Origin of the sequence: Rhizobium sp. R86522 (assembly GCF_042466255.1) — a bacterium.
Lineage (GTDB): Bacteria > Pseudomonadota > Alphaproteobacteria > Rhizobiales > Rhizobiaceae > Allorhizobium.
On sequence record NZ_JAXHBX010000001.1, the window covers coordinates 3652966 to 3679498 of the forward strand.

At 57.5% G+C, this 26533-nt stretch carries 19 protein-coding genes and 1 tRNA gene; 15 read left to right on the forward strand and 5 right to left on the reverse strand.

Features of this window, described 5'->3' with window-relative positions; genetic code table 11:
* Positions 1 to 69: 69 nt before the first annotated feature.
* The 6 genes from SJY08_RS17740 (at position 70) to SJY08_RS17765 (ending at position 11379) form a co-directional block, all read left to right on the forward strand.
* Entirely contained in the window at positions 70 to 2103 is a 2034-nt protein-coding gene (locus SJY08_RS17740; RefSeq protein ID WP_377277296.1) for a hypothetical protein, read from the forward strand.
* Positions 2103 to 3065, forward strand: coding sequence for an OmpA family protein (locus tag SJY08_RS17745; protein WP_377277298.1), 963 nt, complete (start codon positions 2103 to 2105; stop codon positions 3063 to 3065). The genes SJY08_RS17740 and SJY08_RS17745 overlap by 1 nt, the downstream gene beginning before the upstream one ends.
* Before the next feature lie 81 nt (positions 3066 to 3146).
* Positions 3147 to 4382: an EH signature domain-containing protein gene (locus tag SJY08_RS17750; protein ID WP_377277300.1), complete on the forward strand. Its 1236-nt coding sequence runs from the start codon at positions 3147 to 3149 to the stop codon at positions 4380 to 4382.
* 11 nt (positions 4383 to 4393) lie between these two features.
* Entirely contained in the window at positions 4394 to 7495 is a 3102-nt protein-coding gene (locus SJY08_RS17755; RefSeq protein WP_377277302.1) for a DEAD/DEAH box helicase, read from the forward strand.
* A 94-nt stretch (positions 7496 to 7589) separates the two neighbouring features.
* Positions 7590 to 8402, forward strand: a complete 813-nt coding sequence (locus SJY08_RS17760; RefSeq protein ID WP_377277304.1) for a hypothetical protein — start codon at positions 7590 to 7592, stop codon at positions 8400 to 8402.
* 31 nt (positions 8403 to 8433) lie between these two features.
* On the forward strand, positions 8434 to 11379 hold the full coding sequence (locus SJY08_RS17765; protein WP_377277306.1) for a UvrD-helicase domain-containing protein: 2946 nt from the start codon (positions 8434 to 8436) through the stop codon (positions 11377 to 11379).
* A gap of 109 nt (positions 11380 to 11488) precedes the next feature.
* Here SJY08_RS17765 and SJY08_RS17770 read toward each other — a convergent pair whose 3' ends face one another.
* Positions 11489 to 12115, reverse strand: a complete 627-nt coding sequence (locus SJY08_RS17770; RefSeq protein ID WP_377277308.1) for a hypothetical protein — start codon at positions 12113 to 12115, stop codon at positions 11489 to 11491.
* 142 nt (positions 12116 to 12257) lie between these two features.
* Here SJY08_RS17770 and SJY08_RS17775 point away from each other — a divergent pair, with 142 nt between their 5' ends.
* From SJY08_RS17775 to SJY08_RS17795, 5 genes are all read left to right on the forward strand, one after another.
* Positions 12258 to 13826, forward strand: a complete 1569-nt coding sequence (locus SJY08_RS17775; protein ID WP_377277310.1) for an N-6 DNA methylase — start codon at positions 12258 to 12260, stop codon at positions 13824 to 13826.
* Positions 13827 to 13897: 71 nt separating this feature from the next.
* On the forward strand, positions 13898 to 14968 hold the full coding sequence (locus SJY08_RS17780) for a restriction endonuclease subunit S (protein ID WP_377277312.1): 1071 nt from the start codon (positions 13898 to 13900) through the stop codon (positions 14966 to 14968).
* A gap of 9 nt (positions 14969 to 14977) precedes the next feature.
* On the forward strand, positions 14978 to 15517 hold the full coding sequence (locus tag SJY08_RS17785; protein ID WP_377277314.1) for a hypothetical protein: 540 nt from the start codon (positions 14978 to 14980) through the stop codon (positions 15515 to 15517).
* 133 nt (positions 15518 to 15650) lie between these two features.
* Positions 15651 to 19070, forward strand: coding sequence for a DEAD/DEAH box helicase family protein (locus SJY08_RS17790; RefSeq protein ID WP_377277316.1), 3420 nt, complete (start codon positions 15651 to 15653; stop codon positions 19068 to 19070).
* Between the two features lie 149 nt (positions 19071 to 19219).
* A complete protein-coding gene (locus SJY08_RS17795; protein ID WP_377277318.1) occupies positions 19220 to 19777 on the forward strand; it encodes a hypothetical protein in 558 nt (185 codons plus the stop codon).
* A 118-nt stretch (positions 19778 to 19895) separates the two neighbouring features.
* Here the strand turns inward: SJY08_RS17795 and SJY08_RS17800 are convergent, their stop codons facing one another.
* The 4 genes from SJY08_RS17800 to SJY08_RS17815 all read right to left on the reverse strand — a co-directional run bounded on the left by SJY08_RS17800 (position 19896) and on the right by SJY08_RS17815 (position 22369).
* Entirely contained in the window at positions 19896 to 21065 is a 1170-nt protein-coding gene (locus SJY08_RS17800) for a tyrosine-type recombinase/integrase (protein ID WP_377277320.1), read from the reverse strand.
* 132 nt (positions 21066 to 21197) lie between these two features.
* Positions 21198 to 21656 (reverse strand): helix-turn-helix domain-containing protein, encoded by a 459-nt coding sequence (locus SJY08_RS17805; protein WP_377277322.1) that lies wholly within the window; start codon positions 21654 to 21656, stop codon positions 21198 to 21200.
* Positions 21653 to 22057, reverse strand: a complete 405-nt coding sequence (locus SJY08_RS17810; protein ID WP_377277324.1) for a helix-turn-helix transcriptional regulator — start codon at positions 22055 to 22057, stop codon at positions 21653 to 21655. The genes SJY08_RS17805 and SJY08_RS17810 overlap by 4 nt, the downstream gene beginning before the upstream one ends.
* A gap of 222 nt (positions 22058 to 22279) precedes the next feature.
* Positions 22280 to 22369: transfer RNA gene (locus SJY08_RS17815), tRNA-Ser, on the reverse strand.
* Positions 22370 to 22540: 171 nt separating this feature from the next.
* Here SJY08_RS17815 and SJY08_RS17820 point away from each other — a divergent pair.
* From SJY08_RS17820 to SJY08_RS17835, 4 genes are all read left to right on the forward strand, one after another.
* A complete protein-coding gene (locus SJY08_RS17820; protein ID WP_054149448.1) occupies positions 22541 to 22861 on the forward strand; it encodes a hypothetical protein in 321 nt (106 codons plus the stop codon).
* 175 nt (positions 22862 to 23036) lie between these two features.
* Positions 23037 to 23696 (forward strand): peptide-methionine (S)-S-oxide reductase MsrA, encoded by a 660-nt coding sequence (msrA, locus tag SJY08_RS17825; RefSeq protein WP_377277327.1) that lies wholly within the window; start codon positions 23037 to 23039, stop codon positions 23694 to 23696.
* A 255-nt stretch (positions 23697 to 23951) separates the two neighbouring features.
* Positions 23952 to 24944, forward strand: coding sequence for a BMP family protein (locus tag SJY08_RS17830; RefSeq protein ID WP_069042577.1), 993 nt, complete (start codon positions 23952 to 23954; stop codon positions 24942 to 24944).
* Between the two features lie 68 nt (positions 24945 to 25012).
* Positions 25013 to 26533 (forward strand): ABC transporter ATP-binding protein, encoded by a 1521-nt coding sequence (locus SJY08_RS17835; RefSeq protein WP_377277329.1) that lies wholly within the window; start codon positions 25013 to 25015, stop codon positions 26531 to 26533.

Sequence of the window (26533 nt, forward strand, 5' to 3'; positions counted from 1 at the left end):
AGGCGGTTTTATGCAAACGTCTCCTGATAGAGTGCGACGGTGATTTGCCGTCTGATATTGGGGGCATAGGTGCAGATCGTAACATCGACCGGGGACTTTTTCCGCACATTCATTTTGTACATCGCCGGACTGCTGACGCATGAATCTGCTCCGGGGTTCGTGGCATTTCTTCTGCTAGCATCTTTGATCATCGCATCCATCGCCTTTTGGAGAAGGGTCAGTCGGCAGAGGCGTGCCATTCTGTGGCTAAAAAGAGAGATCTCTGCGAGCGCTGACGAGCTCGAATTCAGCCGGAACATCGACGCGCTCGGAGCAAAGATCGCTGAGAATGCGAGGTCGCCCCAGCAGCGGCAACTCGCCCACGCGTGGACGGAATACCGTGAAACCTTCGTTCCACATGAGGAAGACGGTAACGTCATCCTACGCAATGCCGTGAGGCCCTCGACATTTCTCAACGTCGAGGATCTGGGGTTTGGCGCCGGGGCGTGGAGGATCGCCCCTGGCCTCTTTGTGACGATCGGATTGTTCCTGACCTTCCTCGGGTTGATCTCAGCGCTGAATGCAATGTCTCAAGGAGATGAGATCAATAGTGCAACGATGCGAACGTTGCTGAGCATCGCGTCAGCAAAATTCATCATGTCGCTTACAGGTCTGTTCTGTTCGATCGTCTTCACAATCGTTTTTCGTCGCGTCTATGGCGGGCTGCTTCGGGCTGCTCACGACCTTTGCGAGGCGATCGAGAAAAAGCTGACATACATCAGTCTTGAGGCGCTAGCATCTGAACAGCTTCAGGCTATTCGCGAGCAACGCGAGCATTTTCGCATAATTGGAATGGAACTGGTCTCAGAGCTCGGGCGTCCGCTTCGCGAAGAACTGCCAAAAGCAATTTCTGCGTCCATCAGCGACGCGATGGCACCCATGATGGACCGTGTGGGAAAAATCGGCGCGGAGGGCGTTGGCGATCTGGTTTCCGGTCTATCGAGCCAACTGACTGACACTGTTGGCCTTGCATTGTCGGATGCAAGCCAACGGCTTTCGGAAGCGGGAATGAAGATTGGTCAACTTGCCGATCGCATGGATCAGAGTTCCGGACGTATGGGATCGGAGATGGAAACCGCGACGATTCGTGTTGCGCAAGCCGTTGAAGAGCTGAGGAACTCGATGGCTGCCACCACGCAATCGGCGGGAGGCGCGTTCACGCAAGGCGCAGAACGACTGCTCGACGTGATGAACCAGACGCTTGAGGGAATTCGGAGCAATACGGGGGAAGGAGCCCAAGCGATGGCCGCGGCTGCGGGCGAAATGCGCGCTGCCGCAGAATCATTTCGCTCGGAAATCGAAGCGGCGGCGAAGTCTGGGACAGAGGCCGCCAACGCAAGAATTCAGGCCGCGACGACTGACGCGAGCGGCTCGATCAGCACAGCCGGTCAAAACGTGGTTGAAGCTTTTGGGAAAACCAGTGCTGAAATCAGCCGGATTTCAGAGCAGGCTGCGATCAAGGCAGGACAAGAGCTGATGGCCCCACTTGAAGCGATTGCATTGCAATTGAAGGAGATGATTGCCGGGCTCAACCAAGGCAACGCCGACCTCCGGCGTATGGCGGATGGCGTGCGAGCAGGGGCCGAGGCCTCGTCCGAAGCTGCAGGCACATTCCGCTCAGCATCCGGGGATCTGATTTCCGCAGCCACCCCAATCCGCTCCATAGCCGACCGGATAGACACATCGGTTCGGCAGTTGACTGACAGTACGCAGCACGTCGCAAGCGTAGTCTCCAGAACAGCCGAGACAACAGCTGAATCTGCCGCAGCCGCGCTTCAGGCGGCGGAAAAAATCTTGGGGCAGGAGCGACTTGCTATCGAGACTACGATGTCTGGGCTGAAAACGTTGGTTGACCAGATGCGAGGTCAGGGCGATCGCCTAGACGACATGGACAGCAAGCTTGGAAGCGCCTTCGAGATTTATACCGAACAGGTCGCTCGTGCTGTCGATGGAATGTTCGGACACGTCCGAGACATGCAGGAACGTTTAAATCCGGCGCTGGATACGATGAGAGAAATCGTCGAACAAGCCGAGCAATTTGCGCCACAATCGCGGAGAGTGTGATGCGCGGCGGCATCAGGGTTCAGCATCAGGAAGAAGAAGAGGAAAGCGCTTTCGTGTCCATGACGGACATGACTGTAAGCTTCCTATTCGTTGTCATGCTTTTGCTCGCGTTTTTTGCAAGTCAGTACAGTGAGAGCGATACGGTCAGCAGGACACTATACGAAGAGGTGATAGCCCAACGGGACAGCGCACGCCAGCAAATTGAAGAGCTTCGGAATCTTGTCACTGAGAAGGAGAAGATTATCGAAGTGCAATCTACCCTAGTTGAGAAATTGAGAGATGAAATTGCTGAGCTCAAGCGCAAAATTGCCGAGCTTGAGGAGGTCATTGCGAAGTCGAAAAAGCCTGATCCGTTGGAAGCATACCTCACGAGATCGGCAGCAGAACGGCGCCGAATACTCGAAACTCTCCGCGACCAGTTGAAAGTGGATTTTCCAGATCTTGAAGTGGTGATTAGTGAGGAAAGCGACGCACTGCGTTTTCAGGGAGAGGGTCTTTTCGACAGGGGCGTCAGCACATTGAAGGCAGATCGAAGGGCGGTCGTCGAAAAAATCGCGGCGCGCCTTGAGCAAATTCTGCCTTGCTACACCCTAGGTCAAAATAAGAATTGGAACGTGGAATGCAATCCAAGCTTCTCCATCATCGAGGCATTGCAAATCGAAGGCCACACGGACTCCGACGGAACTCCGGATAGTAACCTGAATCTTTCCACGGCAAGGGCAAACTCCACCTTCACCACGATGACTGCGAGCAAGCCCGACCTAGTGGATTTCCATAATTTCCGCAATCAACCAGTGTTGTCCGTTGCCGGATATGGCCAGATGCGCCCCATCCGTACCAACGATACACCTGAAGGAAAGGCGACCAACCGGAGGGTCGATCTGCGGATCATCATGTACAGCCCGAGCCGGTCCGATGAGATCGAACGAATTCGCGAGTCTCTCGAAAAGGGTGACGGGTGACGAATGGGAATCATTGAGAAACTGAGAGCGCGTGGGCGCTTCGACGCTCCCGCCCTTCCCGCAATCAACCGGCTGTGGTCCGTGACAGAACGTATCCTGTCCCGCTGGCCCGACGTCGTGGCAAACCCACCGGAGCGCGATCGCGAGAAGCTGGTCGCCGAAATCAACCGCCGCTTCCAGAACGAGGATTGGAACGACACGCCGATGTCGCTTGTCACCTCGGCGGCAAGAGCCCTGTTCGATGAAGAGCGGCGTGAGCGGCCGGACCTCCTTGATCTTCGGAGCTTCTATTACGACGAATGCCGCGCCTCAACGCGGATGGGCTTTCTCGGAGCTATGGCATCGATCTACATCAGCACCTACGATCCCGCCGCCCGGCACAGCGTTGAGCTATCGAAAGCACTTCGTGAAGTTCGTGAACGTCTTGGCGGGCGCTGGAAGAACCTCTTGGAGCACATCCCGGAAATACTCGACCCATTCATCGCGCATGAGGCCGTCTCGCAGAAGATGGTTCAGATGGATGATCCGTGGACTGGCCTGAGAACTATGGGTCTCCGCAGCCCGCATGCAAATGGACTGATGGACCACGCTCACCTTGCCTATATTCGCTCGATCGCGCCGGAGCTGAAGAACCGGGAAGGTATGGCAAAGCTATTTGGGTGGCTGAAGCCCGACAATCAGGAAGCGAAGCTTACGGGCTCCGCCGACGCGATCTCAGCTTGCCTCGGCCATTGGACACAGACCGCACCAGCGGAGGATGATCAACGTTATCTTTTGGAAAACCTGATTGGACTCTACGGCGATCCTCGGGTGCAGCGTAGCGGCGCCTGGAATGGCGTGCCCGAGCCGCTCATGAACGTGATTCTTCGATGGCTGACCCGTGAGAACATCCGCTTCTTCCTCGACGTAGTGTCGGCGGTCGAAGAAAGCCATATGTGGGAACCGCGGCGAAAATTCTGGCTTGGTCTCCACCAGCAAGGTCGGATCGATGCAGCCTGGGTTGCCTTCAGTGACCGAGCAGCACAAGAAGCGCGATCAAAAAGCAAACAATCCGGGAGCCGAGGGACGCTTCGCTTTGGTCGTCAAGTTGCCGGCGGTGGCCGCAGCAATACATCGCTTCTGATTTTGAAGGTGGGGCGCAAGATCGTCGTAGAAGGCTCGCACAGCTATAAGGTCCATGTTTTCGACGCGACAAACCCGCGAGCTCCAGCCCTCTACGGCAATCACTACGATTGCGATGACATCCGAGACATACCAGGCGCCAAGGCGAAATCTCACCAAGGCTATTGGCAGGGCTGGGTGATGGAAAACATCTGAAGGAAACCGCCTTGGAATTTGATGTCTCATTAGATCAGAGCGCTGTCACCGTTACCCTTCGTGAAAAACGACACGGGTTGCTTAGTCGGCTGATTTCCAAGAGGTCCGAGGCCGACCTCGACACCATTCCCATTGAGGAACGCGACCTCATCTTGGCAATGGCTGACCTCCGCGCGATTGGCGACGAGATCGGAGCTCCACCCCGCGTCACATCGAATGCCATCGCTCTCGATCATCGCCTTGTCGCCGCTCTCGACGCAAGGACCGCGGAAACTCTGGGATTGCCCCCGGTAGTCGATCTGGTCCTGAAGACCGACGTTGAAGGCATTGTTGGAGCCAATAACTTTCGGCTGAAACATGAATGGCTGCGCAATGGACAGCGACAATTTCCGAAGAGGATCGGCTCCATTCTGGAAACGGCGAACGGATTGCGCCGCATACCATTGTGGATGATGGACGCGATCGAAACGTCGGAAGTACATCGGCCCGGCAACGGCGATACAACAGACTGGGAAGCCTTAGCACAATTCCGGCAGATGTTAGATCCGGGCGCAGATGGGGAAAACAAAGGTCCTGCTGCTCGGCTTTCTATGACCGACTTTCTTAGCGGCCTACAAGTCCGGATGGCGGACAGCTTTTCCATTTCACCCCGCAATGCATCCGACTTTGATGTCGTTCCATTTTCGTCGCAGCGCTTGGAACGCGATCTGAATGGTTTCGATGAAGTTTCCGAGGATATGAGCGAAATTCGGAACACCGATCTCGGTATTTTTCAGAACCGGGTTCGCGAACGTGGCGCTCTACCCGCTTACAGATTATCGCCAGGCAGCTACCTGGTTGTTGACCGTTCCGCTACGCCCGCGCTGCAGGTGATGGCAGAGATGCAGCATGCGCCTTCCGCAGAACGCCAAGACTTCATCCGCAACCCGGGCTTGAGAATATCGAATGCCGTAGAAGCTTCGCTTCGATCTCAAGGCAAGCTCGAAGGTCTGTCACCCCAAGCCGAGCAGGAGATGATCGAAGTCGCGGCAGGCAGCCTCATCGTCGAAACCAAGGAGTTTTCCGAACGCGTGACAGGCGTCGTGACCTTCGAGAAGATTGCGCTCGACATCACGGAAGGCAGTAGCACGACTTGGCTGCCTGAAGAATTCAGCCGAAAACTCGGAGAGGCGCTCGGTGCGATGCCTCGCTCCGAACTAGAGGCGTTACGGGAAAGAGTTTCATCTGCGATCGAGGAAGAGAAATCCGCGGTTGAGCTCGGCGAACTGTCGATACCGGCTAGGCCGGAAATGCTGAGCGTCATAGACAATCATCTCAGCGCTGCAATCGACAACGACGACAATGATAACGATGGTGACACGGTCGGTGAAGGAAAGCGAGGCCCAGTCGTCCTCGACACAGCAGTCAACTTCGAAGACGTTTCCTGGCACGCGAAACTTACTCCGAGATCATCGACGGTTGGTTCCGAGATACCGGCTTCGATCAGAACACCTCTGAAACCTCATCAGGTCGAAAGCCTGCAATGGCAGATCGAAGCCTGGAAGGCGGGCCTCCCCGGCGTACTGAATGCAGACGAACAGGGCTTGGGAAAGACGCTTCAGACCATCGCCTTTCTGACTTGGTTGAAGTCTCACATGGCGGAAACCGGTGCGCAGAATACAGGTCCGGTACTTGTGGTTGCTCCGACATCTCTGCTCGAAAACTGGGAACAGGAGGTCGCTCGTCATCTCCACGATCCCGGCTTGGGGCACCTCATCCGGCTTTATGGTAGCAGTCTCGGTGGCCGAAAGCTGGTCGGCGCAAAGGGGCGCGATACCGACAGCGGAGACGCCAAACTCGACCTAAGCTCCCTTCATGAAGCGATCGAGGAGGGCCGTGCTCACCAATTCTGGCTTTTGACGACCTACACAACCCTTACGAACTATCAGCATTCGCTAGGGCGCATTCCGTTCTCCGCGATCGTCTTCGACGAAATTCAGGCGTTAAAGAACCCCGTCAGCCTGAGAGCCGTCGCCGCACGAGCGATGAATGCCGACTTTCGCATTGGTTTGACAGGTACACCTATCGAAAACGCTGCGACCGATCTCTGGTCGATCATGGATCAGCTCGCACCAGGCTCCCTCGACAGTCTGCGGGAGTTCCACGGGAGATACAAGGAACCGACGTCGGAGAATATGACCGATCTCCATGCACGCGTTTTCCGCTCCAACAAGGATTGCCCACCGCTCGCACTGCGGCGTCTGAAAGACGAGGTCGCCTCCGATCTACCCAAAAAGTCGAGAAAGATTCATCCCAGACTGATGCCGGAAGGCCAGGCTATTGCCTACGACGATGCCAAACTGAAATTGGCAACTGGCGGGCTCGGCGCTCAGCTGAAGATGCTGCATCACATTCGTACCGTATCAGTCCACCCGTCCGTCCAGTCGGCATGGGCCGACGATGACTTCATTTCGGCATCTGGGCGTCTAACTGCCGTCATGGACATCCTGCGTCGTGTTCATGCGAAGGGTGAGAGGGCCCTCGTCTTCATAGAGCATAGGCAGATGCAGTACCGTTTCGTCGAGCTAGTAAGAGCCGAGTTCAAGCTACAGAGGGTCGACCTGATCAACGGCGATACGCCAATTCCTCAGCGCCAGGCAATCGTCAACCGGTTCCAACGGCATCTGGAAGATGATCGAGGATTCGATCTCCTTGTGTTAGGACCCAAGGCTGCTGGCACGGGGCTAACTCTTACCGCCGCCACGCATGTCATCCATCTGTCCCGATGGTGGAATCCAGCTGTCGAAGAGCAGTGCAATGATCGTGTCCATCGCATCGGGCAGATGAACCCCGTAACGATCCACATTCCTATGGCCATACATTCTTCCTACAGGGACCAGTCGTTTGATTGCCTTCTACAAAGCCTCATGATGCGTAAGCGACGCCTCGCAAGCTCAGCGCTGTGGCCCATGGGCGACACGCAGGATGATGTCGCAGCACTTCAGCGTCTAATGAGTGCCGAGAAAAGCGCCGACAACCAGGATCCAGTAATGGTCGCAATGCAGGGAATGTTTGAACGGGACCACCTGAGGCTTCCGGCCGCAGACGCCGACGGATCGCTAGCAATCGATTGAGCGGATCGAGCCATTCTACAAGAATTTTCTGTATCGCGAGGCACCTGCGCAGTTGCCCACGATTAGATAGCCTTAAAGTCAAGCTGGACAGACCATGACGAATAACAATCCTAGCGTCACCACCATGATCTCTATCGACAAGGCCCTTGTGGTTGCAGACCCGTGGATCAGCTTAATCCTGAGCGGTCAGAAAGACTGGGAGATGCGATCGACTTCAACCGCCCATCGTGGCTGGTTCGGGTTAGTTTGGAAGGGGCTTGGCGCAGTCTATGGCGTCGCTCGACTGGTAGATGTGAAATCAGCGCAATCCCCTGAGCAGATGATCAACGCATTCGAACGTCATCGCATTCCAGAGGAGATGATACGATCTGGCGAAGTGGCTACTTGGAACACTCCTTGGGTGCTTGCTGATGTGCAGCGGCTGACGACGCCAATTCGCTACCGTCACAGAAATGGCGCGGTAACATGGGTCAACTTGGACGACGATGTTTCGGATGCAGTTTTGCGGCAGTTGAATGCCAAACACGCCCATAGTGACCCGCTGACTGCACCTTCCGCACCACCCAGCACTAAAGAAAAGAGACTTGGAAGAGTGGTCGGTGAGGTCGAGATTACGCAAGGCAACATAGATCACAACCACATATATCTTCGCAGCTTCTTTGATCGCTTTCCCGCGGACGCGGTGGGGGGCTCAAATAAGGCGGCCAAAGCATTGAGGGAAATCTCAGTAGACTGGGGTCAGGACATTATTTGGACGGACCTCGACGGCTCAAAGAAGTTCTTCCGAGCACGCGGATGGATCGGATCCTTCTTCCAGATCAATAAGGCACAAGCAGGCGACATGGTTGTTGTCGAAGAAACGGGGCCCTATCAGTATCGAGTAAGGCTCACCAAGCGCAACGGGTAGATCCGATGCCGACATCTCTAAGGCAATTTCATTGATCCAGCTGCGACAGCGCCCTCTCATTGGGCTTCTCAGCAATCCTTTTTGGCTTAGCGCTCGCGCATTTGAGCTATCTGGGTCGGACATGCTTGTGACCAAGCGCGGCTCGACATCGACGGTTTCACTAGAGGATCTCATCTCGCCGCCATCGATCGAAAAGGGACTATTTGGCACCTCTTGCAAGTTCTTGGCATCCGGTGGACGCGAATTCCTGTTGCGCGGCGTACGGTTTCCGGATGCTTGTTCCTTTTCTGACGCCGTCAAGACGGCTTGGATTGCCTTCAACCTAGATGCTTTGGAGCGCGATGCGGATCGGTTAACACGCCTTCATGCTCAGATCGAAAATCTAGCATGGCCGACTACCTATCCCGCCGCCTGTCTAATCACACCCCTGCTACACGATGCGAAAGCCCTCGATGCCTCACTTCTGTCGAAGCTCAATCCCCAGGCCATCGGGCCGGAGGCGGCAGCGCTTTCAGCACGGGTCAGAAACTTCGCTCAGAAACCAAAAGCCATACGCTCGGCTGCAATCAACTCCTTTGTCATCAGCGAATTGGAGCGCTGGAAAGCGTTCTTCGATACGATCGAAAGCAAACCACTGACGCCCGAACAGCGACTTTCGGTCGTTGTCGATGAAGACGCCACGCTGGTTCTTGCGGGGGCCGGCTCCGGCAAGACAAGCGTGATCACGGCCAAGGCCGCCTATCTTGTCAAAGCCGGCATTCGCCGGCCGGAAGAGATCCTGTTGCTGGCCTTTGCAAAAAACGCGGCAGCGGAAATGTCCGAACGCGTTGAAGCACGCTCAGGCGTCCCGATCGTAGCCCAGACATTTCATGCCATTGCCTATGACATCATCGGCAAGGTGGAAGGCACAAAGCCACCTCTGGCCGACCACGCCACGGACGACCTGGCATTTACTAATCTGATCAAGCAGATCCTCAAGGATCTCGTCCTGACCCTGACTGAGGTGTCCAGAGCCATCATCCAGTGGTTCGCGCACTTCCTGGTCGAGCCCAAGACCGAATGGGATTTCAAGACGAAGCATGACTATTACAGCCACCTGGAGAAACAGGATCTGCGCACCCTCCAAGGGGAGAAGGTAAAGAGCTACGAAGAGCTGCAGATCGCCAACTGGCTCTACGAAAACGGCATCGCCTACGAGTATGAACCAGACTACGAGCACAAGATCGATGAAACCGGGCGCCGGGATTATTGTCCCGACTTTCGCCTGACCGAGAGTGGTGTCTACATCGAACACTTCGGGGTTCGACGTCAGATCCTGGCTGATGGCACCGAGCGCTTGGTCACGGCTCCGTTTGTTGCTCGAGAAGCGTATCTGGCCGGCATGGAGTGGAAGCGGAAGGTTCACGCCGAGCATGAGACCACGCTGATTGAAACCTACAGCTATGAGCGGCAGGAAGGGCGCCTGCTTACCAGCTTGGCGGAAAAGCTGGCGCCTTATGCCACCCTCAATCCACGGCAAGCCGACACCATCTTCGATCGTGTCGTTGAAATGGCGCAGGTGGATACCTTCTCACAACTGCTCGCGACGTTCCTGCGCAAGTTCAAGAGCGGTGGTCACAGCTTGGCCGATTGTGACGCCAAAGCAGAGCAGATGAAACTCGGCAAACGCGGCAAGGCTTTCCTCGCGGTCTTCGCCCCGGTATTTGCGGAGTATCAGAAACGGCTCGGCGGACGGATCGACTTCGAGGATATGATCCTGCGGGCCGCGCAATACACCGAGACGGGCCGATATGTGAGTCCGTTCCGCCATATCCTCGTCGACGAGTTCCAAGACATCTCCCAGAGCCGAGCGCGGCTGGTGAAGGCGTTAAAGGGCCAGCATCCAGACGCACGCCTCTTCGCCGTCGGTGACGACTGGCAATCGATCTTCCGTTTCGCCGGTTCTGACATCCACCTCATGCGCCAGTTCGGCGCTGAGTTCGGCGGCGGCTTTGACGGCGAAACCGGAGTTCATCGAACGGTTGATCTTGGGCGCACCTTCCGTTCGGTAGATCAGATCGCCTATGCGGCCAGATCCTTCGTGTTGAAGAACCCCGCCCAGATATCCAAGCAAATCGTTCCTGCCGGCACGGCAACTGAGCCTGCCATCAGGATACGGATGATGGCGAAGAACGAGAACCAAAGCGCACTGGACGAAGTGCTTCAAGGTCTCTCCGGCAGAGTTGAGCCCGGAACAACAGCCGCCGTCTTACTCTTAGGGCGCTACCGATTTATTGAACCTGATATGCGGGACCTCCAGCGGCGGTTTCCGCGGCTGCGTATCACGTTCAAAACGATTCACGCCTCCAAGGGGCTTGAGGCCGATCATGTCATTCTGTTGAATGCTGACAGCGGGCGAACAGGGTTCCCTTCGGAGACGGTCGACGACCCGCTGCTCAGCCTGGTTTCGCCCGAGATGGAGGCCTTCGAGAACGCAGAGGAGCGCCGCGTCATGTACGTGGCCATGACCCGCGCTAGGCATACGCTGACAATTCTCGCTTCGAAGTCGCGTCCGTCATCCTTCGTCATCGAGTTGGCAAAGGAGCCTGCCTACCAGATCGCTGCCTTAGCCGAAGAGGAGCTCGACCATGAGTGTGGCGAATGCGGCGGGCGGTTGCTTGATGTCAAAGGCCAGGATGGACGGAACTGGTACCGTTGCGAGCATGTGGATCATTGCGGAAACATTCTCCCGGCATGTTCGTCCTGCGGCACCGGCCTGCCCCGGCATGCTGACGGGACACCCGATCTGGCATGTCGGTGCGGAGACACGGTTCCAACATGTCCGGAGTGCGCGGATGGTTGGCTGGTCGAACGCTCCGGGCGATACGGTGCGTTTCTGGGCTGTGTCCGGTTCCCTGTATGTCCCGGAAAGGGTCGAAGTGCACCGGTAGCTCCCCGAAAGCCGAAGAAAAGGATGGGGCGAGAAGACGGCAGCTAGAGATCTGAAACCCAATTCTCCTCCAGTTTTCGGGGATCAAAGCGTAGGAATTTAGCCACCAAATGTGCCACAGCCCGAATTGAACCCGCTCGGGACGGGATGTTGGCTTCTAAGCCACGATCCCTGCCCACTCCGCCGCATGGCTTCCCTCATGGTTCGCCATGCCAGGCTTCGTCAGGCAACCCACCGGTTTCGTGTAGCTGTCGATCCGCCGCTCGGGACGCTCGTGCCAGCTGATGTTGAAGGCCCAGTACGTCGGGAAGAAGTAGAGCGAGGAGTAAGGCAGGTGGTCGTGGATCCACCAGGCGAGCTTCTGCCAGTCCGCCTCTGCCTGGAATCGGTCCCAGAAAGACGGCACGACGATGCAGGCGGTGGCGCCCATGAAGCCGTCCGCATCGCGACGATCCCAGATGTGTCCGGCATAGTTCGATTCATTCGATGCACAGCTGTATCCAGCCTTCTTGGCACGCTGCATCTCGTTGCCAAATCCATTGACCTCGGCCGACCGGAATGCTGAGCGGATGGCGATCCGCCCAAATGCGTCCTGCAACGGTTCAAGCAGGTCCTCACACAGGCGCGTCCCGGCAGCGATCGCGAGATCGGGATCGTCCGGCACATTGTTGAAACCGTGGATCGATGCGATGTCGGAGAACAGGAAATCCCGCATGAAGAAGGTCTTCGACAGGCGCACGCGACCAAATTCGGTGAGGCTGGTGACACTGGTCGGCTTCTTCATTCTGGGTCCTTCTCCTTGACGATGCCTCACTGAAGCATCGCGAGTTTCTTTGGGCAAGGCCAACTCATCGCTCATCCCCCGGTTGCCTCTCCGCCTCGCTTCGCTACAGTCGCGCCCACATGATTTGGAAATGGAATGCAGCATGCTGAACGGTGAAATTCGCTCGAAGGTCGATCAGGTCTGGAATGCCTTCTGGGCGGGCGGGATTGCCAATCCGCTGGAGGTGATCGAGCAGATCACTTACCTGCTCTTCATGCGCGGGCTGGATGACATCCAGACGCGTGAGGAGAACAAGGCCAATATGCTAGGCCGGCCCATGGAGCGGGTGATCTTTCCAGACGGCGTCTATCGCACGGTGCGCGATGAAGAGACCGGCGAGGTGAAGGAAGAAATCACCTATGCCCAGCTGCGCTGGTCGCGCTTCCGCAATGATGATCCGGCACGCATGTTCTTCATCGTCTCGGACAATGTCTTCCCCTTCCTGCGCGACATGGGCGAAAAGGGCACGGCCCATGCCGAGCATATGAAGGGTGCGCGCTTCACCATCCCGACGCCGGGCCTCCTGGCCAAGGTGGTGGATATGCTGGCGGAAATCCCGATGGAGGATCGCGATACTAAGGGCGATCTCTATGAATATATGCTGGGCAAGATTGCCAGCGCCGGACAGAACGGCCAGTTCCGCACGCCGCGCCACATCATCAAGCTGATGGTGGAACTGACGGCGCCGACGGAAAAGGATGTGATCTGCGATCCCGCGAGCGGCACCTGCGGCTTCCTGGTCGCGGCGGGCGAATATCTGCGCGATAACCATCCAAAGCTGTTTCAGGACAAAGTCAGCCGCGAGCATTTCCAAATGGGCATGTTCCACGGCTATGATTTCGACCAGACCATGCTGCGCATCGGCTCGATGAACATGCAGCTCCATGGTGTCGAAGGGGCCGAGATCCGTTACCGGGATTCGCTCGCCTCCTCCCATGGTGACGATGCCGACAAATACTCGCTGATCCTCGCCAACCCGCCCTTTGCCGGTTCGCTGGACGAGGAAACGGCGTCGGCTGATCTGCGCGCCATCGTCAAGACGAAGAAGACCGAGCTTCTGTTCATGGCGCTGTTCTTGAAGCTTTTGAAGCCGGGCGGACGCGCGGCGGTCATTGTGCCGGACGGCGTGCTGTTCGGCTCCTCCACGGCGCATAAGGCGATCCGCAAGAAGCTGGTGGAAGACCACAAGCTCGATGCGATCGTGAAACTGCCGTCCGGCGTGTTCAAGCCCTATGCCGGGGTGTCGACAGCCATTGTCTTCTTCACCAAGACCAATTCCGGCGGCACGGACCATGTCTGGTTCTATGATGTGCAGGCCGATGGCATGAGCCTGGATGACAAGCGCCAGATGCTGGTAACGGAAGAGAAATTTGGCCCAATGCCGAAGGTGCCTTTGTCGGCAGAAGAGCACGCCAAGAACAACCTTCCCGATGTAGTGGCCCGCTGGAAGGAGCGCGAAGGCCGCGAACGCGAAAACCCGCGTACCGGCCAGAGCTTTACCGTCAGCCGCGAAGAGATAGCGAGCGCCGATTACGACCTCTCGCTCAACCGCTACAGGCAAGTCGTGCACGAAGCAGCAGAGCATCGCGCGCCGAAGGAGATCATCGCCGAGCTGCTGGCGCTGGAGGACGAGATTGCCGCTGGGTTGCGAGCGCTGGAGGGGATGCTGTGATCTCGCTCGGCTCTATAATATCGCCTGCAAAATCTCCGCGTGCAGGGAAATCAGAATTTCCGATTCTTTCAATGACGATGCACAACGGCCTCGTAGATCAGGCGGATAAATTCAAAAAGCGCGTCGCAAGCGAGAATACTTCTGCCTACAAGATTGTGTCGAGAGGACAGCTAGTCGTTGGGTTTCCGATAGATGAGGGTGTCCTATCGTTCCAAAAGCTTTACGACGAGGCCATCGTAAGCCCGGCATACGCCGTTTGGGATGTTTACCGATCTGATGTGGATGACAATTATCTCGAAAAGTTTCTAAGGTCACCGATCGCGCTCAAATTTTATGCGAATAAACTTAGATCGACCACGGCACGCCGTAGATCCATACCGCAGGACACCTTCCTTGAATTGCCCGTTCCCCTGCCACCCCTCGCTGAGCAGAAGCGGATTGCGGCGATTCTCGACAAGGCCGATGCGCTGCGCGCCAAGCGCCGTCAGGCCATCGCACTCCTCGACAGCCTCACCCAATCGATCTTTCTGGAGATGTTTGGGGATCCAGTGAGCAATCCCAAGGGGTGGCCCACCTTTAAGCTTTCAGATGTAGCGGAGTTCTTTGCCGGCAACTCTCTACCAGAAGGTCTAGAATTTAAGAGACAGGTTGGCGGTTATCTGCAGCTAAAGGTCTCAGATTTGAACCTCGCCGAAAACGCCGAGCATGTAGTCATAGCAGCCTCCTTCTCGGACAAGCCTGGATCACGCTCTGGAACGGCGCCGGCGGGGGCGATTGTGTTTCCTAAGAGGGGGGGAGCCATCGCCACCAACAAGAAGCGAACTCTGGCACGCCCTGCAATTCTCGATCCGAATTTAATGGGAGTCGCACCCAAGCCACAGCATTTGAATTCGCCCTTTCTTGCTGCATGGTTCAAGTTCTTGGATTTAGCGTCAATCTCATCAGGAAGTTCAGTGCCGCAGTTGAACAAGCAAGATCTTGCGCCACTAGATATCAGTGTGCCGCCGTTGCAACTGCAGGAGGTTTACAAAGCGCGGAAGGATCAGCTGTCTGAGAATGTCTCTCATGGTTCGGCATCTCTTTTTGCGTCCGACAGGCTCTTTACAACCCTCCAACACCGCGCCTTCACTGGCCAACTCTGAGCTTGCACCATGCCCAAATTGCACCACCTGAAACTTCCTGGCGGCATGACGGAACGGGGCTTCTGGCTCTATGTCTGGCGGGTGGAAAATCCGAACGGTGAGGAGTTTCTCTACGTTGGACGCACAGGAGACAATTCAAGCCCTTATGCGGCATCCACTTATCGCCGGATGGGACAGCATCTGGGCGACGCAGACAACACAAATGCGCTGCTCAAGCATCTCCGGGAGCACGACCGCGCACGCCCGATTCACGAGTATGAAACCTTTGAGATGATCTCCTACGGCCCAATTTTTCCGGAAGTAGAGAGACATCCAGACTTTGCTTACCGTGTCGAGCCGCACTGGACTGACGCCAGAAATCGTCATGATCCGTTTCGAGATCGAATGGCGGCGCTTGAGAAGAAGCTGGCCCAGGAACTCAAGGCACGGAAATACAACGTGATGAACACGGTGAACTGCGACAAGCCATTGCTGGACGAGGATTGGCCGCCGGTGAAGGTCGCTTTCGCCGAGCATTTCCCCTTGCTCGATGGCGTCGGGTCGAAGTGAGAATTTCCTGAAGAGGAGAAACATCCAACTGCGAAGGCCTGGCCCACCATAGAAGAGAGTGTGCACAAATAGATTGCAACTCAGGCGCAATCTGGAGACTATGCTGTTCAACCGTCCAGCCGAAGAATAGTTGATGTCCAATTTTGCCTTTCTCGCCACCGAGTTTCCCGAAATCTTCGAGAGCGCGAAGAGGGCAGAAGGCTATGTGGCCGGTGATCCACGCACGGCGGCTTTCTATGCGAGGCGCACCGTCGAGCTTGCCGTGCAATGGGCTTACAAGAACGACAGCGGACTTTCCTTTCCCTATGACGATCGGATTTCGGCGCTGATTCATGAGCCGAGTTTTCAGCGCCGCGCTGGACGGGCGGTCTTCGAGAAGGCGAAGCTGATTATCCGGATCGGCAATCACGCCGTGCACGAGACCCGCGAGACCTCGGCGAAGGATGCCGGCGATGCTGTGCGCGAGCTTTTCCATCTCTGCTTCTGGCTGGCCCGCACCTATGCCAAGGCGCCGCCGCCGGATGGGCTTGGCTTCGAGGCTAACCAGCTGCAGCGCAAGGACGATCTCGTCAAACGCGCCTTTGCCGAGCTGACGCGCCTGAAGACCGAGATGGAGGCGAAGGACAAGGCCTTTGCCGACTTGCTGCGCGACAAGGGCGATCTGGATGCCGAGCTGAAGGCGGCGCGGGCGGAGCGCGACCGCGTTCGTCGCGAAAACGAGCAGCGGCCGGACACGCATGATTATTCCGAAGCCGAGACCCGCGACACCTTCATCGACCTTCTCTTGAAGGAAGCTGGCTGGGCGCTGAGTGCGGCGCGGGATCGTGAATTTCCCGTTTCCGGCATGCCCAACACGGCGGGCGAAGGCTTTGTGGATTACGTGCTGTGGGGCGATGACGGCAAGCCTTTGGCGCTGGTGGAGGCCAAGCGCACCAAGCGCAACCCGCGCGAGGGTCAGCAGCAGGCCAAGCTTTATGCCGATTGCCTGGAGCAGCAATTCGGCCAGCGCCCCGTGATCTTTTACACCAACGGCTACCAGCATTGGATCTGGGACGACCGCACCTATCCGCCGCGCGAGGTCTCCGGCTTCTACAAGAAGGACGAGCTGCAGCTTCTGATCCAGCGGCGCAGCACCCGCAAGCCCATGGCCGGCGTGCCGATCGATCGCAAGATCGTCGAGCGCTATTATCAGGAGCGGGCGATTGCGCGGGTGAAGGAGGCGTTCGAGGCGCGTCAGCAGCGCAAGGCGCTTCTGGTCATGGCAACCGGCTCCGGCAAGACGCGCACGGTGATTGCGCTGATCGATGTGCTGATGCGGGCGGGTTGGGTGAAGCGCGTGCTGTTCATGGCCGACCGCGTGGCACTGGTGAACCAGGCGGCAAAGGCCTTCAAGGCGCACCTGCCAGACTCGTCACCGGTCAATCTGGTGACGGAAAAGACCGGCGAGGGCCGTGTGTTCCTTTCCACCTATCCAACCATGATGAACCTGATTGACGAGCGCAAAGGCGGCACGGCGCGCTTTGGTCCTGGGCATTTCGATCTCGTCGTCATCGATGAAGCTCACCGTTCGGTCTATCAGCGCTATGGCGCGATCTTTGATTATTTCGACAGCCTGCTGGTGGGACTGACCGCGACGCCGCGCGAGGAGATCGACCGCAACACCTATGGGCTTTTCGATCTGGAAGAGGGTGTGCCAACGGATGCCTATTCGCTTGATCAGGCGATTGCCGACGATTATCTCGTGCCGCCCATGGCAGTCTCTGTGCCGCTCAAGTTCGTGCGTGAAGGCATTCGGTATGACGATCTGTCCGACGCGGAAAAAGAGCAGTGGGATATGCTGGAATGGGACGAGGAGGATGGCGATCCGCCCGACAGCGTCGATGCCCAGGCCGTCAACAAATGGCTGTTCAATGCCGATACGGTCGACAAGGTGCTGGCCCATGTGATGACCGACGGCGTGAAGGTGGCCGGTGGTGATCGGCTCGGCAAGACGATCATCTTCGCTAAGAACCAGGAACATGCGGAATTCATCGAACAGCGGTTCAATCTCGGCTATCCGCACCTTGCCGGGCATTTTACCCGCATCATCACCTTCAAGACCGAATATGCCCAGTCGCTGATCGACGACTTCTCCAAGAAGGACGGCGCACCGCATATCGCCATCTCGGTCGATATGCTCGACACAGGCATCGACGTGCCCGAGGTGGTGAACCTCGTTCTGTTCAAGCTGATCCGCTCCAAGACCAAGTTCTGGCAGATCATCGGACGCGGCACGCGTCTCTGCCCGGATCTCTTCGGGCCTGGCGAAGACAAGGAATTCTTCCGCGTCTTCGATTATTGCCAGAACCTCGAATTCTTCCGCCAGAACATGAAGCCCGACGAAGGCGCGACGGCGAAATCCCTCAGCGAACGGCTGTTCGCTGCCCGTTTCGATCTGGTGCGGGCGCTCGATGAAAAGGCGGTTCTGGATCGTCCGCCCGGCGTGGCTGAAGATGGTGATGACTATGATGCCGGACCGGATGCGACCCTGAGCGAGAGGCAGATCCGCGCCAGTGCGCTGGACTTCCTGAAAACCTATGTCAGCACCATGAACCTCGACAATTTCGTGGTTCGAACCAGACGCCAGCTGGTGGAAAGATATCAGGCACCGGGAGCCTGGGACACGCTTTCGGATGAGATGCGCGACGAACTGGTCGACGATGTTGCACCTTTGCCCAATGCGATGAAGAGCGAGCCGGAAGAGGCCAAGCGCTTCGACCTCCTGATGTTTAACCTGGAGATCGCGCTGTTGAAGGGCTCGAAACGGTTCGAGCGGCTGAAGAAGCAGCTGGTCGATATCGCGTCGGCGCTGGACGAACAGACCGCCATCCCGGTGATTGCCGCCCAGCATGCATTGATCCTCGACATTCTCGCGGACAACTGGTGGGAGGGTGTCACCATGCCGCTGCTGGAGCTGGTGCGGCTTCGTCTGCGCGGCCTGGTGCTGCACATCGAGAAGGGCAAAAAGGCGATCGTCTACACCAATTTCGAGGATGAGCTGGGGAAGGCGCAGCCGCTCGACTTGCCGCAGGTGGGCGAGGTGGATTTCGCCCGCTTCAAGAAGAAGGTCCGGCATTTCCTGCGTGACCACGAAAACCATATCGCCATTGCCAAGCTGCGCCACGGCAAACCGCTGACGGCGACAGACATTGCCGAACTGCAGCAGATGTTGGTGACGGCCGGAATCGGCGACCAGGAGCATTTCGACAAGGCAGCCGAGCTGGCGCATGGCTTCGGCGCCTTCATCCGCTCTCTTGTTGGCCTAGATCGTCACGCCGTTGCGGAAGCTTTCGGCGAATTCCTGGCCGACGGTGCCGCGACCGCCCAGCAGATCGAGTTCGTCGAAATGGTGATCGAGCACCTGACGGAAAAAGGCACGATGGATCCCGGTCTGCTCTATGAGAGCCCCTTCATCGACAAGGCTCCGGAGGGACCGCAGCAGGTGTTTGACTTCGACAAGACGAAGCGGCTGATCGAGGTGATCAAGGGGCTGAACGACAGTGCAGTGGGATGATGGTGAGCAAGTCGGCTTCTTGCGGATGCATCATGAACGCTCTCCGCGCTGGCACCCTCGATGTGAAGCCTACGGTTTAGCTCGCACTTGCGCGGCTGAAAGTCGGGCTGATCGTATAAAAAACATCTAACATCACTTAGGGGGTAGAAATGAGTGAGGGAATGCTTGGGGCCATTGCCGGGATAGCAGCAGTGATCGTTACAGCCTGTCAAGGTCTGTATGTGTTCTGGGTATCGCGGCGGCAACGCGATGGGGAAATGACACGCTGGGGTGCCGAGGTGATCGAACTGATAGCTGAGCTCGAGACCGCCGTATCTCCTTTGAGCGCCGAGACAAAGTATACGACTATGGAGATTGAACGGCTTGGGCATCGCGCTAGTGCCTTGCTTGACTATGGCCGTTTGTTTTTCCCCAACGTCAGAGACGGCAAGCTGCCAGACGACGAAGGTATTCGCGTAAGGATTCTCGATCAGGTTTTGAAGGCCTGCTACGTCGCCCGTCATGCAGCGATACACCCAAATGCCGATGGCCCTCTTTTGCGCCATCACTTGTGGGAAGCCAGGCGAGCTTTTGTGAAACTCCTTCAGGATGAGATGAGAGGCGCTCTCAAAAGGTCCGGTAGCGATAAATCTGGGGACCGGGTTCCAATGGACCCCACGACATGGTCAACTCCAACGCGCAGGCTCGCGTTACCGTCTTCGCTTTGACCGGACCGTCCTTTCCAATGAACAGCGGCGCAGAAACTAGGTCTCGGACCTTAGCGCCCGCTTGCTCCCAGGTTGCGCGATGCCCGGCGGCAACCATACCGCCGGGCATCATCACGGGTTAGTTCTTGTCTAACGCCATTTGCAGGATCTTGCGAACCACATCCTGTGTTTCAAGGCTGACGCGCTCCGCAAGCTCACCGATGTCGCGAGCAGCAGGGTTCTTCTGCTTCTCTCGCATCTTGCGGAACAGCTCCTGCTTCAGGTCGGGCTCAACATCGCCGTAGTATTTCGACGTCGTGCTAATCTGCTCGTGTCCCAAGTTCTGGCTGAGCGCCTTCATGTCGCGCAATGACGATGCCCACTCATCGCAGAGCTTGGCGACGGTAGAGCGAACTGCGTGGGGCTTGAAATAGGGAACACCCGCGGCAGCGGCTGCCTTGCGCAAGACCTGCCGAACGGGCGCCGCTGTCGTGAGGAACTCCAGCTCAATGCTGTGCCGGCCGATCCACGGCTTGAACGGTGCCGTCGGAAAGAGGGGGGCATCATCAGCAGCACCCATGCTCCGTAGCTCTCCAATCCATTCTGTAACGATGCGTTCGATGTCGTCACCCACCGGGAACCAGTCCACGAAACTCGTCTTACTGAACTTGGTTTTCACCTCTCGCGCGTCCTGGAACACCTGCTTGCGATCGATATCGATGTGTTTCAGGCGAAGCGAGATCAGCGCACCATCGCGGACACCAAACAGGAAGAGCGCCGCCAGCATCGCACGGTCCCGCCTTTGTGAAGGCACGTTCGCCGGCATTGCCTTCAACATTGTTCGAAGTTGATCCGCGCTCGGAACAAATTTAGGGGCCGCAGCTCCTGCCAGCTCCACGAGGTGCCGCGGGGAGTTGAAGTGGTTGTAAAGCTGGCTGGTGATCGAACGTCTATAACCTTGCTGTCCGGAAAGCCACGAGAAGAAAGCCTTCAGATTTCCGAAGGTGTGCACGATCGTAGATGCGGACAGCCCATCTTTGCCGGTCTTATCTGATCGGCCGATTAGCTCGTCCTTGAACTCCTCGATCATTCTGCGGGTAACGGCTCGAAAATCCACTGAACCCGTGTGTTGCTCGAAGTGCCAAATGTGTCGGAGGGTGTCGTTGACAGTCTTCGGGTGAAAGCCCTTACCGTGCTTCAGCTCGCCTTGATAAAGATAGACGATGAAGGCGTTAGCCTTAGAGAGGTTCATATTGATATCTTTCAGTTCAATGCGATCTAACGAGATCGCGCAGGTTTGCTTGGCCAAAGGTCGACCTTTGGCTCGGGAAAGAGTTTCGGCGGAGTGATATCCATGGTTGGGAGACAAGGGAGTGCTGAGGCGGCCCCGGAGTCGAGACCGCCCGATTTGCACAAAGCCGGAGTGAACTAACGAAACATGTTAGTCGCGAGTCTCGCGTCCGGGATTGGCTTCACGAAGCTTCCAGATCGTATCGACCTCTTCGCTGCAAACGTACCTGTTGGCCTGTACTCCCGTGTGTGGACATATGACCGAAGCGCGGAACATCCCCGGGGTCCTGCCGGGATCAATAGAGATGTCCCCGTCAATCAACGAGTGATGGCCCTTGCAGCCGAAGCAGTTGGCCATGAACGGAGCCAATGGCGCGCCTGAAGCCCTTTCTCTACGACGAGCGTGAAAGTGGTTCAGGTCTTTGCCACGGAAAAGTCGCATCTCGGCATCGACGAAAGGCAGTCCCTCGGCGATCCAATTCGTGAGCGTATTGCGTGAGATCTCATATAGCTTGATGACATCATCGCTGGAGTAAAGCTGATGGCACTTGGCCTTCCGGTCACTCTGGAGATTGCGACGCTTCTTGCGAGGAGTGATAGGCGCGCTCATTGGCTAGCCTCCCCGCGCGAAACTTCGAAGGCAAGGACATCGCTCAGTCGCCAGCGGGTTGAACCGTTGAGGATCTTGATTGGCTTTGGAAACGCCGGATTTTGTTTAGCATGGCGCCAGACGGTCTGGACACTGACAGCATAGCGGCGCGCGACGTCCTGCACGGACAGATAGCGCTCTTCAGCGCCGGGGTGGGCCGGCGAAAGACTCCTGCTCTTGCGCTGAGGATCAGCGCTTCCAGTGGTAAGCTGTCGTGAGACCGGCGTGCTCTCAGAGACTGCAGCAGGATTTTCGGCAGCGGTTTTCGGAGAGTTTGGGGTTGCCGTCGCTACATCGATTAATGGCGTCGCTTCGGAGGTACCAAGGCCAGAAAATAGGCCTAACTGCGTATCGGCAGACATAGGTGTCCCTTTCTTGAGGACCCCGCACGTCTTGCGCAGTGGTTGGTTAGACAATGAATCTTAAGTAGTCGAACGACGTACCGATTGGCAAGTGGATGATTTGAATTTCTTCTGTGGAGATCTCAAAAAAATGCCTGCCAAAAGACCGTGGCGGGCTGACTGGCGGGCCGGAGATTCCACTCAAGAATTTCTGACGCAAAATCAAGTATTTACGCAAGAAAATGGCGGACAGGGTGGGATTCGAACCCACGGTACGCTTTCACGCACACACGCGTTCCAGGCGTGCGCCTTAAACCACTCGGCCACCTGTCCAGGGGGAACGCGGGGAAAACCACCGCGGTTGGTCGGGCGGGATATATACCGAGGAATTTCGGCGGATCAACCGAAATCTATCAGAATTTTGACATCGGCCGACAATTCCCTATCTATAGGCTCAGTGCGGCAGGCCCTAAAGGCCGTGCCGGGCTTCAGCCGGAGACATTGGTGGTGCGCTTCCTGTTCAGGGTCTTGAGTTTGCTTGCGCTTTGCGTCGGCGTCGTATTCGGCGTGATCGATGCAATTGCCTCGGTGTCTGCATCGCAGGTCATCATGACCCCGATTTCGGAAGCCTGGATCGAGACGCATCCGGGCTCTCTGATGACACTCGAGGAGCTTGTCGTCGGGCGCCTCGGCGACGGCGCCTGGCTCGCGCTTCGCGATGTTGTCCTGCCGCAGCCGGCATTTGCCGCCATGCTGGTGCTGTCGCTCGCCTTCTGGATGATCGGCTACAAGAGGCCTTCGCTGGCCGGACGATTTGCGGCTTGAACCAGGCCTTCGGCGCGCCAAAGGCTGGATAGTGCCCGGCAGATTGCAAGTTTCGGTGAGTGCCGACGACCAACGAAACAAGATCGCAGCCGGTTGATGCGGCGGGCGGTGATCTGCCGCAGAGGCAGAACAAATTGGAAAAACAGGCCGAGAAACGGCCTCAGGAGGTTTCAAGATGTTCCTGATCGACATGTTCAACAAGAAAACCGTCATGCCGACGGCAGAAAACGCCCTGCCCGGCCGATCCGAGCCGATCCCGACCGCATCGACGCATTTCATCTCCGGCCTGCCGCTGAAGGGCCCAGTGCCCGAGGGCATGAAGACCATCTATCTCGGCATGGGCTGCTTCTGGGGCGCCGAGCGTCTGCTCTGGCAAACGCCGGGCGTTCATCTCACCGTCTCCGGCTACCAGGGTGGCATCACGCCCAATCCGACCTATCAGGAGACCGTGACGGGCCTGACCGGCCATACCGAAGTGGTGAAGGTGGTCTACGACCCCGCGAAAATCTCGCTGGAAGGGCTGCTTAAGATCTTCTTCGAGGCGCATGATCCGACCCAGGGCATGCGCCAGGGCAATGATATCGGCACCACCTATCGCTCCGCGATCTATGTCGAGGATGACAAGGACATGGCACTCGCCATCGCCGTTCGCGATCGCTTCCAGGAGGCGCTGGTGAAGGCTGGACGCAGCAGCCGGGTGACGACGGAGATCGCCCCTGCCGGACCGTTCTACTTTGCCGAGGAGTATCACCAGCAGTATCTGGCGAAGAATCCGAATGGTTACTGCGGCCTGCGCGGTACGGGCGTCTCCTGCCCGATCTCGCCCGCAGCCTGAGGGCGATTGCTCAAAGACGCAGCATAAATCCTATTGATCTGACTGATTTTTCAGCGTCCTGCGCTGAAAAATCAGCAGGCTTGTGAATCTTTACCAGATGAAAAAAATCTGGTGAATTTTGAAGCGAGCCATGCAAGGATGAAAGCCAGCCAGGACCTCCGGAAAAGGGGGCGGCGGTTCCGCAGACATGTCTTTCTCATGAGGAAGGCTTGCGGGAGGACCCAACAAGATCAATAGCAACAACAGGGCTGCACCATGAAGAAAACCCTCCTCAGTCTCTTTGCCTTGGCCGCGATGTCGGCGACCGCGCTTGCGGCCGACGTCAAGCCGGCGCTGGTCTACGGCACGGGCGGCAAGTTCGACAAATCCTTCAACGAAGCCGCTTACGGTGGCGCCGAGAAGTTCAAGGCCGAAACCGGCATCGACTACCGCGACTTCGAGCCGACCAGCGACACGCAGGGCGAACAGGCAATCCGCAACTTCGCTTCGCGCGGCTTCAACCCGGTTGTCGCCGTTTCCTTCGCCTGGACCTCGGCCATCGAAAAGGTTGCCGCTGAATTCCCGGATACCCAGTTCGTGATCGTCGATTCCGTCGTCGACAAGCCGAATGTCCGTTCGGTCGTCTACAAGGAAGAGGAAGGCTCTTACCTCGTTGGCCTGCTCGCCGGCATGGCTTCCACCACCGGCAAGGTCGGCTTCGTCGGCGGCATGGACATTCCGCTGATCCGCAAGTTCGCCTGCGGCTACGAGCAGGGCGCACGCGCTGCCAAGGCCGACATCCAGGTCTTCCAGAACATGACCGGCACCACGGGCGCTGCCTGGAACGACCCGGTTCGCGGCGGTGAGCTCACCAAGAACCAGATCGACCAGGGTGCGGATGTCGTTTACGCGGCAGCCGGTGCAACCGGTCTCGGCGTTCTGCAGACCGCTGCCGACAACGGCAAGCTGTCGATCGGCGTCGACTCCAACCAGAACCACCTGCATCCGGGTTCGGTTCTGACCTCGATGGTCAAGCGCGTCGACCTCGCCGTCTACAACGCTTACGCAGATTCGAAGAACGACAAGTTCACGCCCGGTCTGCAGGTTCTCGGCGTTGCACAGGAAGGTGTCGCCTACGCTCTGGACGACAACAACGCCAAGCTGATCACCGATGAGATGAAGGCTGCCGTCGAGAAGGCCAAGGCCGACATCGCCGCCGGCACCATCAAGGTCCACGACTACATGTCGGACAATTCCTGCCCGAAGTGATCTAGAATCCGGGCGCAGGACGGCGACATCGTCGTTCTGCGCCCTTTTTGTATGTCTGGGGGACCGGAATGAACGCAACGAACCAGGCACCCGCGATCGAATTGATCGGCATCGACAAGAAGTTCGGTGCGGTGCATGCCAACAAGAATATCAATCTGACGGTCGCCAAGGGCTCCATCCACGGCATCATCGGTGAAAACGGCGCCGGCAAGTCAACGCTGATGTCGATCCTCTACGGCTTCTATCAGGCCGATCAGGGTTCCATTCAGATCGACGGAAAGCCGATCACGATCAAGGACAGTCAGGCCGCCATCAGTTCCGGAATCGGAATGGTGCACCAGCACTTCATGCTGGTCGAGAATTTCTCCGTGCTCGAGAACCTGATGCTCGGTGCCGAAGGCGGCGCCTTGCTCGGCAAGGGCACGGATGCCGCACGCGCGGCGCTCAAGAAGCTGGAAGAAGACTACGAGCTGGAAGTGGATCCCGACGCGATCGTCGAGGAACTGCCTGTTGGTCTGCAGCAACGCGTCGAAATCCTGAAAGCGCTCTATCGCGGTGCCGAGATCCTGATCCTCGACGAGCCTACGGGCGTGCTGACACCGGCTGAAGCCGACCATTTGTTCAAGATCCTCGGCGTGCTGCGCGACCAGGGCAAGACGGTCATCCTGATCACCCACAAGCTGCGCGAGATCATGGCGATTACCGATACCGTGTCCGTCATGCGCCGCGGCGAAATGGTTGCGACCCGCAAGACGGCCGAAACCACGGTCGAAGAACTCGCCGAGCTGATGGTCGGCCGCCGGGTGCTGCTGCATGTGGAGAAGAAGCCCGCCAATGCCGGCGAGATTTTCCTCTCGGTGCGCAATCTGACCGTCAAGGACAACAGGGGCGTCGTCATGGTCGACAACGTCTCCTTCGACGTGCGCTCCGGCGAGATCGTCGGTATTGCCGGCGTCGCTGGCAATGGTCAGAGCGAGCTTCTCGAAGCCATCACCGGGATTCGCAAGCCGACCTCGGGCGAAATCTGGATCAACGGACAGAACGTTGCCGGCCTCGACCCGGCCGAACTGCGCGGCATTGGCGTGGCGCATATCCCCGAAGACCGCCACCATATGGGCCTCGTGCTTCCCTTCGAGGAAAGCCAGAATGCCATTCTCGGCTATCATCGCGACGAGCGCTATGGAAAGGGTCCGTTCCTCAATCCAGACCTGATGCGCAAGGCGGCGGTCGAGGAAATCGAGAAATACGATATCCGTCCGCCGAACCCCAGACTGAAGACCGCCAATTTCTCGGGCGGTAACCAGCAGAAGATAGTCGTTGCCCGCGAAATCGAGCGTGATCCAAAGCTGTTGATCGTTGGCCAGCCGACGCGCGGCGTCGACATCGGCGCGATCGAGTTCATTCACAAGCGGATCGTCGAGACGCGCGACGCTGGCAAGGCCGTGTTGCTCGTCTCCGTCGAGCTCGACGAGATCCGCTCGCTCTCCGACCGCATTCTGGTGATGTTCGCCGGCAAGGTCGTCGGCGAAAAGACGCCTGATACAGGCGAACAGACACTCGGCCTGATGATGGCCGGCATTGCCGCTTGA

Coding starts and splice junctions, on each gene's coding strand:
- SJY08_RS17745 (WP_377277298.1), top strand. CDS start 2,103: ATGCGCGGCGGCATCAGGGTTCAGCATCAGGAAGAAGAAGAGGAAAGC.
- msrA (WP_377277327.1), top strand. CDS start 23,037: ATGTTCCTGATCGACATGTTCAACAAGAAAACCGTCATGCCGACGGCA.
- SJY08_RS17810 (WP_377277324.1), bottom strand. CDS start 22,057: ATGTCTGCCGATACGCAGTTAGGCCTATTTTCTGGCCTTGGTACCTCC.
- SJY08_RS17760 (WP_377277304.1), top strand. CDS start 7,590: ATGACGAATAACAATCCTAGCGTCACCACCATGATCTCTATCGACAAG.
- SJY08_RS17785 (WP_377277314.1), top strand. CDS start 14,978: ATGCCCAAATTGCACCACCTGAAACTTCCTGGCGGCATGACGGAACGG.
- SJY08_RS17830 (WP_069042577.1), top strand. CDS start 23,952: ATGAAGAAAACCCTCCTCAGTCTCTTTGCCTTGGCCGCGATGTCGGCG.
- SJY08_RS17775 (WP_377277310.1), top strand. CDS start 12,258: ATGCTGAACGGTGAAATTCGCTCGAAGGTCGATCAGGTCTGGAATGCC.
- SJY08_RS17790 (WP_377277316.1), top strand. CDS start 15,651: ATGTCCAATTTTGCCTTTCTCGCCACCGAGTTTCCCGAAATCTTCGAG.
- SJY08_RS17780 (WP_377277312.1), top strand. CDS start 13,898: ATGACGATGCACAACGGCCTCGTAGATCAGGCGGATAAATTCAAAAAG.
- SJY08_RS17795 (WP_377277318.1), top strand. CDS start 19,220: ATGAGTGAGGGAATGCTTGGGGCCATTGCCGGGATAGCAGCAGTGATC.
- SJY08_RS17805 (WP_377277322.1), bottom strand. CDS start 21,656: ATGAGCGCGCCTATCACTCCTCGCAAGAAGCGTCGCAATCTCCAGAGT.
- SJY08_RS17770 (WP_377277308.1), bottom strand. CDS start 12,115: ATGAAGAAGCCGACCAGTGTCACCAGCCTCACCGAATTTGGTCGCGTG.
- SJY08_RS17835 (WP_377277329.1), top strand. CDS start 25,013: ATGAACGCAACGAACCAGGCACCCGCGATCGAATTGATCGGCATCGAC.